The organism is Ensifer adhaerens (genome assembly GCF_001270265.1).
In the GTDB taxonomy this organism is placed as follows: domain Bacteria; phylum Pseudomonadota; class Alphaproteobacteria; order Rhizobiales; family Rhizobiaceae; genus Ensifer; species Ensifer adhaerens_B.
Genome location: NZ_LGAP01000061.1, coordinates 1 through 10,976 on the forward strand (window position 1 = coordinate 1; position 10,976 = coordinate 10,976).

Sequence of the window (10,976 nt, forward strand, 5' to 3'; positions counted from 1 at the left end):
GGCGGCAAACCCAAGATCGTCGCCATCGTCGCAACCATGCGAAAGCTGCTCACCATCCTCAACGCCATCATCCGGGACCGCAAACCATGGCAAAACGCTTGACCCACAAGACAGTCGCTCTCCCCGCAAGCGGGGCGAAGGACATCTGCGGCGCACACCGCGTCCGAACTCCCTCGCCTGCAGCCGCGGGCGGCCACCTTCTCGCAGCAATCAGCGGCCAACGGTGGGTCGCGTCCCCTCTCCCCGCCTGCGGGGAGAGGGCTAGTCCTCGGGTTAAACCCGAGGAGAGGGGCAAGGCTCACCCGTCGCTTCGATGTGCGGAGCCACGCGCCGTTGCGCGCCCTTCTTGAATCAACCTCTGAACCACCTGAATCAGACCCTCAGCACCAGCCGGCAAACCGCTGTTTCGACTCGGGAATTCCCGCACTCAATGCGCCGGCTCGACCTCGCTGAGGCAACGTTCCAGCGCCGCCATCCGGTGACGATGGCCGACCGCCTCGAAGCCGACGACAGTCACGAAGGGCGTGAACATCAGAATGATCAGGCATATCGCCATATCGACGCCCGCCATTGCCGCTATGAGCGACACCCCAAGCAAGAGGACGGTGCCGGCGAGCAACCAGGCATGCAGCGGCTCCGACTGTCGCAGCAGATAGGCATACATGCCGTAGACCAGGCCGATATAGGCGGCGACCGGGATGGCAACCGTCAACACGGTTGCAAGCGACCCGATATGCGCCTTGTGCTCGATGTAATAGGCCGCAACATGCAGGCCCGCACCGGTCGCAACGATCGCGGCAAAGATGAAGATGTGGCCATAGCCCCAGCCGAAGGATCGTCTGCGGTGCACATGCAGAACCTCGGCACTCGGCAACAGGAAGTAGATCCACCACATGCCGAATGTGAGCCCGGTGCCGGCAAGGCAGACGAGCGCCACGTCGAGGTTCCAGCCTTCCCCCTCCACCACCGCGGTGATCGAGGCGACCGTGCCGACGACACCCTCGCCAAGCGCGATGATCGCCAGAAGGCCGTAGCGTTCGGCGATATGGTGTGCATGCCAAGGTGTGCCGCCATGCCGCGTCTCGGCGATATAGGGCCCGAGCATCTCGATAGCCGTCAGCACCACGACCATGGCAATGCTCACCGTGAGCGAGAAGTCGAAAAAGATCAGGACGATCCAGCCGAGCTGGGCAATCCCGATTGCGATCACATAGGTCAGGCAGGCGTCACGTCGCGCCGGATCCTGGCGGGTGGCGCGCAGCCACTGAAAGATCATCGCAACGCGCATGACGACATAGCCGAGAACCATCACGCCATTGTCGAGATGGCCGCCCTCGTCGATCGAGTGAAACATGGCGGGAAGGCCGATCGCCAGAATCAGCACGCCGACCATCTGCACCATGGTCACGCACCGAAACACCCAGTCGTCGGTGTCATAGGCAGAGGCAAACCAGGTGAAATTGATCCAGGCCCAGCAGATGGCAAAGATAGCCAGAGCAAAACCGATCAACCCCGCCTTGAAATGCCCTTCGGCCACCAGATGCGCAAGCTGCGACGCCGCGAGGCTGAAGGCGATGACGAAGGTCAGGTCGAACAGAAGCTCGAGCGTCGTTGCCGTGCGGTGATGCTCGTGCGTATCCCGGCCGCTCATGCGCGCCAGGCGGTGGCTTCCGGCATAGGGCGGTGTCGTTGTGGCGTCGGACATGGGGCGGCATTCCTCGCTGACGTGACGATATGCAAGCATGTTCAAATATTTGCAGAAGCTTCGTCAAGCCGGCAGTGCCGCGGCGATCTGCCAGACCGCCCCGGCAACGCCGCAAGAGAAAACGCCCGGCATCTCTGCCGGGCGTCTCGCCGCAATGCGCGAGGGAGGATCAACGTGCATCGCGGTAATGGTGGTCGGTAGTACTACTTCGCTGCGTCGAGACGATCGATCGCATCGACATTGCCGGCAGACGGGCCGTTCGGGTCGAACTCGGAGACAAGCCAGGCGTCGACGATCGACTTTGCCAGTTCCGGCCCGATGACGCGCGCGCCCATGGTGATGATCTGGGCGTTGTTCGACTTGGCCGCCCGCTCTGCGGAATAGGTGTCGTGGGTCAGCGCCGCGCGGATGCCCGGCACCTTGTTGGCCGAGATGCAGACGCCGATGCCGGTGCCGCAGAACAGGATGCCGCGCTCGTTCTCGCCATCGACGATGGTCTGCGCCAGCTTCTGCGACAGGTCGGCATAGAAGCCGGACTGGCTGAGGTCGTTGACTTCAAGATCGACCTTTCCCTTGAGGTGGGCGGCGATGACGTCGAGCAAGGGCTTGCCGGCGCTGTCTGCTCCGATTGCGATCTTCATGATGGTTCCTTTCGGTGCTTGTTGATCTGCGGCGTGCGGGGGCTCAGATCGCCTTCGAGACACGCTGCAGAATGTCGAGATAGCCGTTGACGTCCCAGGCGGAGCGGCCGATGAACAGGCCGTCGATATGCCCCCGAGTGACCAGTTCTTCGCAATTGCCCGGGTTGACGCTGCCGCCATAGAGAACGGGAACGCGAACACCGAGGGCCGCCTCGGCGACATCGGCGATCCGCTTGTGGCGGGCATCGGCATAGTCGGCAGTCGCTGGAATGCCGTTGACGCCGATGGCCCAGACCGGCTCATAGGCGAGCAGGACCGTGGCCTTGCGGGCATCGCCTTCAAGAAGCGCCAGCGCGCCTTCCACCTGACGCTTCAAAACGGCGTCCGCCTCGCCCGCCTCGCGCTCGGCCAGCGTCTCGCCGATGCAGATCAGCGGCACCAGGCCGTGGCGCACGGCCGCTGCCGTCTTTAGCCCCACGGTCCGGTCGGTCTCGCCGAAGTGCTCGCGTCGCTCGCTGTGGCCGAGCTCGACCACGTCGAGGTTGCAATCCCTCAGCATCACGGGCGACACCTCGCCGGTCCAGGCGCCGGCATCGTCCCAGTGCATGTTCTGCGCGCCGACCTTGACGCTCGTTGCCGCGAGCCGCTCCTTGACCTGCCGCACAGCGGTAAAGGGCGGAATGACGAAGCGCTGGATGCGCTCGTCGCGGGCGCCATCCGCTGCCGCCAACCCATCGGCAAAGAGCAGGGCGTCCGCCAGCGTCTTGTTCATCTTCCAGCTTGTGCCCACCCAGAGCTGCGGCTTGCTCATGCTTTCTCCGATACTTTTCGATTGTCGACCTTGACCAGGCGGATGCCGGCCTCGCCGAGCGCGCCGGCGTGCTCGTCCGCCACCTCGGCGCCGGTCAGCACCGCGTCGAAGGCATCGAGCCCGGTCAGGAAATGCAGGGCGGACCGCCCGAACTTGTCGTGATCCACCATGAGATATTTGCGCGCCGCCGACTTCGCCATCAGCCGCTTGGCCTGCACGACCTCCTGGTCCTGGTGGAAGGCTGCCGTTCCCTCGACCGCGGAACTGGAGAGGAAGGCGATATCGACGCGCAGCGAGCGCAGCGCCTCTTCGGTGACGATGCCGAAGAAACCGTTGAATTTCTTGCTGTACTGGCCGCCGAGCGCGATCACGTTGATGCCCGGCGCGCCGGACAGGCTGGTGATCACGCCGAGATTGTTGGTGATGACGGTCAGCGGCCGAATGTCCCTGATGCAGGCGGCAATCGCACCGGCCGTCGAACTGTCGTCGATGAGGATGCTCTGCCCCGGCTCGATCAGACCAGCCGCATATTCGGCAATACGGTTCTTTTCGGCGGCGGCAATTTTTTCGCGGTAGCGGAAATCGCTTTCGAATTGCGGGCTGGACTGAATCGAGGCGCCGCCATGGACCTTGCGCAAGAGGCCGGCCTGCTCGAGATCGTCGAGGTCGCGATGCACCGTCATCTTGCTGACGCCGAAACGAAGCGACAGGTCTTCGACGGAAGCCGTGCCGGCCTCCATCAACACATCCATGATCGCCTGTCGCCTGTCTTCCGGCTTCATCGTCATCCGCCTCGATCCCGATGCCGCGAGAGCGCGACATCACTCCTGAGAAGATAACACCTAAATGTTATATTTCAATCTACAGTGTGAGATTTTGTGATATTTCAGTGTGATTTTGATGATCTGTTGAAACCGGTATCGATGTAAGGCTCCCAGAATTCCACCGACTCCCGGATCATCTCGACGACGTTATGGTCGGTCGGCTCCCTCTCGCGGAAGGAAAGCTCCAGGCAGATCTCGTTGTCGGTGCCGCCACCTGCCTGCACGGCACCAATCAGCTTCTCCGGCGTGATGCGGCCGTCCCGGTTGTAGGTGGCGGTAAACGGCCAGTGCCCGCCCTTGTTCATCGACGACTGCTTGATGTGGATGATCGGCGAGCGCTCAGGAAACGCGCCCGCCCAGGCATAGGGGTCGATGTCGGCAGGGTTATCGGAAGTGACGTCGCCATGGTCGATATCGACCATCATCTTCATCGGGATTGGCAGCTCCGCTTCGGCGAGCCGCTGGTCGAGCGAACGGCACTCGGCGATCGTGTGGCCGAATTCGCGCCCGACCGACATCGGTTCCCAGAACACATAGGCAAGACCGGCAGCCTTGCCGTGTTCGGCCACTTCGCGCCAGCAGTCGATGGCGATCTTCATCAGTTCCTCGCGCCGCGCCGGATCGTCGTAATCCCTCAGCGTGAAGATCGCGAACTGCGTGCCCATGCCGGATGCGCCGAGCTCGGCGGAAATGTCGGCGAAGGTCTTGAACCAGTCGACATAGTAGCGCCGCACATCCGGGTCCGGATGGCCGAAATGATTGAGCCTGCCATAGGGCCCGGTCATCCCCGAGGTGATCTTGACGCCGGTGCGGCCGAGCGCTGCCCTGAATTGACGGATGGTCTTGGATATCGTTGCCGCCGGCCAGCCCGGATTGACGAACTCGTGCGTCAGTTGCACGTAGCCGATGCGGATCTCTTCGCCGATCGTCTCGATCAGATCGTCAGGCTCGGCAAAACGATTGACCAGCGGGTTGGTGTTGAGCGACAGCGTGAAAGCCAAGGCGGTACTCCTGACTACCAGAGAAATTTCGGGAGGATGAAATCGGGCGTGGCGCCATGCTCGGCAAAGAGCGTTCGGCGCTCCTCGTCAGGGGCATGTTCCAGAATGCCCGTGGCCACCAGAACCGAACCAAGCCCGGCACTCGCCGCGCCGGCGATATCGTGCTCGATGCTGTCGCCGATCGCGCAGACGCGCGACGGATCGGGACGCCCAAGAAAGTCGAGGGCGAAATCGTAGATGTCGGCAAAGGGCTTGCCGATCCAGCGCACCTTGCCGCCGAGCTCTTCGTAAAGCTCGGCGATCCGCCCGGCGCCGAAGGCGTTTCCGGTTTTCGTCAGCATCACCTTGTCAGGATTGGTGCAAAGGCACGGCACGCCGCGCCGTGCCGCCGGCGCCAGCAGCGCCCCGTAGTGCGACAGCGGCAAGACATCGCCTTCGCTCGCCGCCAGCAGCACGAAGTCCGCATCCGCGCCGTTTTCGGTGCGCTCGAGGTCGAGCCCGTTCAGCGGCGAAAGGTCGCCGTCACGGCTGATCAACAGGCACTTGCGGGGCCGCCCGCTTGCCTGCGCGCCCTCCTTCTTCAGGATCTGCCAGGCAACCTCGCCCGAGGTCAGGAACCAGTCCCAGCTGCCGGCGACAAAGCCGAGATCGACGAGGCGGCGGTCGTTTTCCGCCGAGCGCTTGCCGGAATTGGAGAGAATGATGACGCGCTTGCCCTGATCCTTCAGCCGCACCAGCGTCGCGGCGGCACCGAGATAGGGCCCGCGACCGTCACGCAGCACGCCAAACTGGTCGATCAGGAAGGCATCGTAGCGATCGGCGACATCAGCAAGGCCGGAGATAATGGTACTCATAACACACCTGCCTGTCTTGCACCGGCAAGCGCCAACCGCGCCGTGCCGGCCGCGGCCTCCTCGGAGCGCACCGTCAGGAACGGCACGCCGAGCTTGCGCGCGCGGATCGCCGACCACACCGCATTTTTAGCGCCGCCGCCGACGGTGCGGATGGAGCCGAGCTTGGGTCCGCCCAGTGCCGTCAGCCTCTGATAGGCGAGGCTTTCGACGCCGGCGATGCCTTCGAAGATCGCTTTCAGAAAGACGGCGTCGTCCTCAGGTCGCGGTGTCAGGCGCGGCTGGAAGTTCGGATCGGCAATGGGAAAACGCTCGCCCGGCTTCGTCAGCGGGTAATAGTCGAGCCCGGTATCAATAGCCGGATCGATGCGGGCCGAAAGCTCGTCGATGCGCTCGGCGGAGAAATGAGCGGCCAGAACCACGCCGCCCGTATTCGACGCGCCGCCGGCCAGCCACATGTCGCCGATGCGGTGGCTGTAAAGACCGTATTCCGGCGCAAACAGCGGCCGGTCGGAAAGCAATTTTACCGTCAGCGTCGTTCCGAGCGCGCTGACACCATCGCCCGGGCGATCGGCGCCGGTCGCCAGAAACGAGGCGCAGCCGTCGGTCGTGCCGGCAACGATAACCACGTCGCGCGAAAGACCGAAGGCTTCGGCAGCGGTGGGCGAAATCGTCGCGACCGGCTCGCCGGCCGGCAGCACCTCCGGCAACAGCCCGGTGCGCGCGCCGGTCTTTTCGATCCACTCCGGCCAGCACCTGGCGATGGGATCGTAACCGGTCTTCAACGCGTTGTTCTCGTCGGACACATCGTAGAGCCCGGTAAAATGTCCGGCCAGCCAATCGGCCTGATGGATGACACGAAAGACACCCGGAACCGACTGAAAAGCCAGCACCTTGGCAAGGCCGGAGGTCGCGCCATGGGTAGCACTTTCCTTCGGCGCATGGGTCGCAACCGCCTCCAGGATCGCCCGATCAGAAACCGGATCGTTGTACATCATCGGCGCGGCGAGCGGAGCACCATCGGCGGCAACCGGCAACATCGTGCCTGAAGTGCCGTCAATGCTGATGGCGCGTATCCGCTGACGATCGACCGCCGCGAGCACGTCGCCAAGCGCCGCCTGCACCGCCTTCCACCAACCGACAGGATCACGGTGGTCGTCAGAGAAAGCCGCGAGCTTGGCCGCGCCGGATGCGACGATCGTGCCGTCAGGTGCCATGGCAACGGCGCGCGCACCCGACGTGCCGATGTCGATGCCGATGACCAGGGCGTGCTGATTTCCGCTCATTGCAGCGCCTGCCCTGCCCGGTTGAGCTGCTGGCGATATTTCTCCGCATCCCAGCCGAGCAGTTCCGCGTTCTCGGCGTCGCTCAGATAGCGAAGCCGAGCCGTCGCCGGGATGCGGGCCGTGACGTCGGCAAGGCAGCGCGCCATGGCGAGCGCGCCTGCGGAAATGGTCTTCTCGACCAGCACTCCCTTACCGGGAAAAAGCAGCAGCGGCGGCAGGCTTTCGCCATGCTCCGTCCTGGCCGTCTCGATCGATAAGGCAGTCTCGCCCGGTGCGGCGATGACGGAGCCCTTGCCGAGGAAGATGACATGGTCGGGATAGAGGCTGCCGCCGGCGGCAATCCGGCAGCTTTCAAGGTCGGTTGCAACGGCATGCAGCCGCACATCGTCGGGCAGGCAATAGGCACTGTCGACCGCAAGGCGCGACAGTGCCGCCAGGTCGGCGGCGAGCGCCGGCCGTCGCTGCACCGTCAGCCGCCGCGAAACATCGGTGAGAAGCATAACCGCATCGGCGACGGTCTCGGCGGCAACCACAAGCCCGTGATTGCCGAGGACCAGCACCGAGGTTTTCTCCTGCAGCCGCTCGGCGATCGCCCGGGCGAGCGGCAGGCCCGGCCGCGCATAGGGCACGAAGACATGCGGGATGCCGACCAGACGTTCGGCGGCGATGGCAGCGCCGTTCGTCTGCACCGCGATCGCGATGGTTTCGACGCAGTGGACATGGATCACCACCTTCTGCGGCATCAGCGCATGCACCGTCGTCTCGATCGAGGGCCTGAGGCCGGAAGGGTTCATCTCTGATATGACGAAGTCCTGCGCCTTCTCGGTCGCAGGATCATTGCGCTCCAGCGCTTCGAGCAACGGGTCGAGCGCCACCGGCACCATGACGTCACGCTGGCGGGCATGGGCAAGCCAGAGACCGGAGGCCTTGATCCAGAGCGTGCCGACCTCCTTGATCGACGTGTTTCCGCCCGCCCCCTGCACCAGCAGCGGATCGGCGCCGACGCGCGCCGAGACGTCAAGCAGGGCCTCGAATTCCAGACTGCGCATTCCTGCTCTCCTTCAGGCCGCCACTTGCTGGCGCTCCAGCCAGCCGGTGAAAGCCTGCCGTTCGGCCGGCGTCATGTGCAGGCCGTGTTTCGTCCTCCGTTCCAGGAGGTCTTCTGCCGTCGCGGCCCATTCGGTCTCGATCAGAAAGCGCGCCTCGCGCTCGCGAAACAGCGGGCTGAAGACAGTGCCGAGGTCGTCGAGCGACCGGGCATTGCCGATCAGGTCATGGGTGCGTGTGCCGTAGAGCCGCGCATAGTGCTTAGCGAGATCGGCCGTCAGCCAGCGATAGTGCGATCTGAGATCGCCGAGAAACTGCTCGAAATCGGCATTGGCCATGTCGCCCCCAGGCAGATGCGCCTTGGCGGTCCAGGCCGCACCCATCTGCGGGAAGAACGGCTTCAGCCGTTCCAACGCATGCTCCGACAGCTTACGGAAGGTGGTGATCTTGCCGCCGAAGACGGAGAGCAGCGGCGCTTGGCCGTTTTCCGCATCGACCTCGAAGATATAGTCGCGGGTGACCGCAGACGGGTTCTCGGCATTATCGTCATAGAGCGGGCGCACGCCGGAGAAGGAGTGGACGATATCGTCTTCGGTCAACTGTTGCTTGAAATAGCGGTTCACCGACTTCAGGAGATAGGCGATCTCGTTGCCATCGGCCGACACATCCTCTGGGCGTCCCTCATAGGGAATATCCGTCGTGCCGATCAACGCCAGATCGTTCTGGTAGGGGTTGATGAAGATCACCCGCTTGTCCGGGTTCTGCACGAGATAGGCCTGCCGCCCCTCCCAGAATTTCGGCACGACGATATGGCTGCCCTTGACCAGCCGCACGCTGCGGCTGGAATTAAGCCCGGCGATCCGGCCGATGACGTCGTTGACCCATGGCCCGGCGGTATTGACGACGCAGCGCGCCCTCACCTCCGTTTTCAGGCCGGTGCGCAAATCCGTCATCTCCACCTGCCAGAGGCCGTCGACCCGGCGGATGGCGCAGCAGGCGGTGCGGGTCAAAACCCGCGCGCCCTTCTTCTGCGCATCGAGCGCATTAAGCACGACAAGCCGGGCGTCATCGACCCAACAGTCGGAATATTCGAAGGCCTTGCGATAGTCCCGCTTGATCGGCGCGCCCTCCGGCGCGGTCCTCAAATCCAGGCTGCGGGTGCCCGGCAGGCGCTTGCGGCCGCCGAGGTGGTCGTAGAGGAACAGACCGAGCCGGACGAGCCAGGCGGGGCTGTCGGCCGGGGTGTGCGGCAGCACGAAGCGCATCGGCCAGATGATGTGCGGGGCCGATTCGTGCAGCACCTCGCGCTCGATCAGCGCCTCGCGCACCAGCCGGAATTCGTAGTATTCGAGATAGCGCAGGCCGCCATGCACCAGCTTGCCCGAGCGCGAGCTCGTGCCCTGCGCCAGATCGTCCTTCTCGCACAACAGCACCGAGAGCCCTCGCCCGGCGGCATCGCGCGCGATCCCGGCGCCGTTGACGCCGCCGCCGACGACGAAAAGATCATATATTCCGGTCTCGGAACCCACGTTCTTGCCTCCTGTCATCAGCACGGATTGACCGGCGGCAGGCCGGCAATGTAGCGGCGCACTTCTTCGGCAGCCATTTCGGCGGCGTAGGTGACGGTGCGCACCGAAGCGCCGGCGATATGCGGCGTCAGCGTCACGTTCGGGAGCTGCAGCAGCGGCCAGTCCTCCGGCACCGGTTCAACAGAGAACGTCTCGAGCATGGCCGCCGACAGGTGACCGTTCACCAGGTTTTCGTAGAGCGCGTCATAATCGCAAAGCGGCCCGCGCGCCGTGTTGACGAAGATCGCGCCCGGCTTCATCTTCGCGAAGGTCTCGGCATTCATCATGTTCCTGGTTTCCCCGGTGACACGCGGATGCAGCGTCACGAGGTCGGAGCGCGACAGGAGATCGTCGAGCGACACATGCTCGACGCCGGCGTTCAGATCGTCGGCGGAGAGCTGCACATAGGGGTCGTGCACCAGAACCTTGGTGCCGAAGGCTCTCAAAAGCCGGACCACCTTGGTGCCGATATTACCGTAGCCGACGACGCCGACGGTCATCTCAGAAAGTTCACGGCCGGTGCGGTCGGCGCGGTAGAGATCGCCGCGCCACTGGCCCTTGCGCAACGCCTCATGGCCGGTGCGGATCAGACGGGTCTCGGCGAGGATCGCGCCGAGCGTAAATTCGGCAACGGCGCTGGCATTGCGGCCGGGCGTATTGACGACGCTGATGCCGGCGTCGCGTGCCGCCGCCATGTCGATATTGACCGGTCCGCCGCGCGAAACGGCAACGAGCTTCAGCCCGGGAAGCGACGTCAGCATGCCGCGCGACAGGGGCGCAAGCTGCGTCACCAGGATTTCCGCGTCGCCGATGAATTCGACGATATCGTCCGCCTTGCCCAGATATTCCTTCAGGCCATCCATGCCTTCGACCGTATAACCGTGCTCCATCGGCACATCCGGCCAGGGCAGCTCGAGGGTGCGGATCTCATGGCCGTCGCCGCTTGCTTCGACGATCTTGTCGCGAAACACGTCCGGCAGCATGAACCGGTCGCCGATGATGGCTATCTTCTTCATTTCAGTCTTTCCTGTTGTGGTCCGAGGCCGCACCTTGGGAGAGTGCGTGCCAAACGGGTCTGAGCGCGATGCGCGACTGCTGGTAGGAGGGGAAGAGGCCGTCGTAGCGGCGCGCAAGCGCCTCGTCGGCAGGCTCGGCGGCGCGCTGGTGCGGCAGCACCCAGTCACGAACGCAGTCGGCCATCGAGGGATAGACGCCGAGCGACACGGCCGCGATCATCGCAGC

General features: G+C 64.1%; 10 protein-coding genes and 2 pseudogenes. 1 reads left to right on the forward strand and 11 read right to left on the reverse strand.

Annotated elements, in window-relative coordinates:
• A pseudogene (locus tag AC244_RS37055) lies at nucleotides 1-102 on the forward strand (IS110 family transposase); the annotation flags it as partial.
• 325 nt (nucleotides 103-427) lie between these two features.
• On the opposite strand, the gene AC244_RS34325 reads toward AC244_RS37055, so the two are convergent.
• The 11 genes and pseudogenes from AC244_RS34325 to AC244_RS34375 all read right to left on the reverse strand — a co-directional run.
• On the reverse strand, nucleotides 428-1,705 hold the full coding sequence (locus AC244_RS34325; RefSeq protein WP_053253304.1) for a low temperature requirement protein A: 1,278 nt from the start codon (nucleotides 1,703-1,705) through the stop codon (nucleotides 428-430).
• Nucleotides 1,706-1,908: 203 nt separating this feature from the next.
• The gene (locus tag AC244_RS34330) at nucleotides 1,909-2,346 is read right to left on the reverse strand and encodes an RpiB/LacA/LacB family sugar-phosphate isomerase (RefSeq protein ID WP_053253294.1); all 438 of its coding nucleotides are present in this window, start codon (nucleotides 2,344-2,346) and stop codon (nucleotides 1,909-1,911) included.
• A 43-nt stretch (nucleotides 2,347-2,389) separates the two neighbouring features.
• Complete coding sequence (locus AC244_RS34335) at nucleotides 2,390-3,157, reverse strand: triose-phosphate isomerase (protein WP_053253295.1); 768 nt, start codon at nucleotides 3,155-3,157, stop codon at nucleotides 2,390-2,392.
• Nucleotides 3,154-3,939: a DeoR/GlpR family DNA-binding transcription regulator gene (locus AC244_RS34340; RefSeq protein WP_053253296.1), complete on the reverse strand. Its 786-nt coding sequence runs from the start codon at nucleotides 3,937-3,939 to the stop codon at nucleotides 3,154-3,156. The genes AC244_RS34335 and AC244_RS34340 overlap by 4 nt, the downstream gene beginning before the upstream one ends.
• Before the next feature lie 104 nt (nucleotides 3,940-4,043).
• Entirely contained in the window at nucleotides 4,044-4,982 is a 939-nt protein-coding gene (locus tag AC244_RS34345) for a sugar phosphate isomerase/epimerase family protein (RefSeq protein ID WP_053253297.1), read from the reverse strand.
• Nucleotides 4,983-4,996: 14 nt separating this feature from the next.
• A complete protein-coding gene (locus AC244_RS34350; RefSeq protein WP_053253298.1) occupies nucleotides 4,997-5,836 on the reverse strand; it encodes a TIGR01459 family HAD-type hydrolase in 840 nt (279 codons plus the stop codon).
• Nucleotides 5,833-7,119, reverse strand: a complete 1,287-nt coding sequence (locus AC244_RS34355; protein WP_053253299.1) for an FGGY-family carbohydrate kinase — start codon at nucleotides 7,117-7,119, stop codon at nucleotides 5,833-5,835. The genes AC244_RS34350 and AC244_RS34355 overlap by 4 nt, the downstream gene beginning before the upstream one ends.
• Nucleotides 7,116-8,168, reverse strand: coding sequence for a class II aldolase/adducin family protein (locus AC244_RS34360; RefSeq protein ID WP_053253300.1), 1,053 nt, complete (start codon nucleotides 8,166-8,168; stop codon nucleotides 7,116-7,118). The genes AC244_RS34355 and AC244_RS34360 overlap by 4 nt, the downstream gene beginning before the upstream one ends.
• A 12-nt stretch (nucleotides 8,169-8,180) precedes the next feature.
• Nucleotides 8,181-9,713: a glycerol-3-phosphate dehydrogenase gene (locus AC244_RS34365; protein ID WP_053253301.1), complete on the reverse strand. Its 1,533-nt coding sequence runs from the start codon at nucleotides 9,711-9,713 to the stop codon at nucleotides 8,181-8,183.
• Entirely contained in the window at nucleotides 9,713-10,750 is a 1,038-nt protein-coding gene (locus AC244_RS34370; protein WP_053253302.1) for a 2-hydroxyacid dehydrogenase, read from the reverse strand. The genes AC244_RS34365 and AC244_RS34370 overlap by 1 nt, the downstream gene beginning before the upstream one ends.
• A pseudogene (locus tag AC244_RS34375) lies at nucleotides 10,747-10,976 on the reverse strand (carbohydrate kinase); the annotation flags it as partial. The pseudogene AC244_RS34375 and the gene AC244_RS34370, both read right to left, overlap by 4 nt.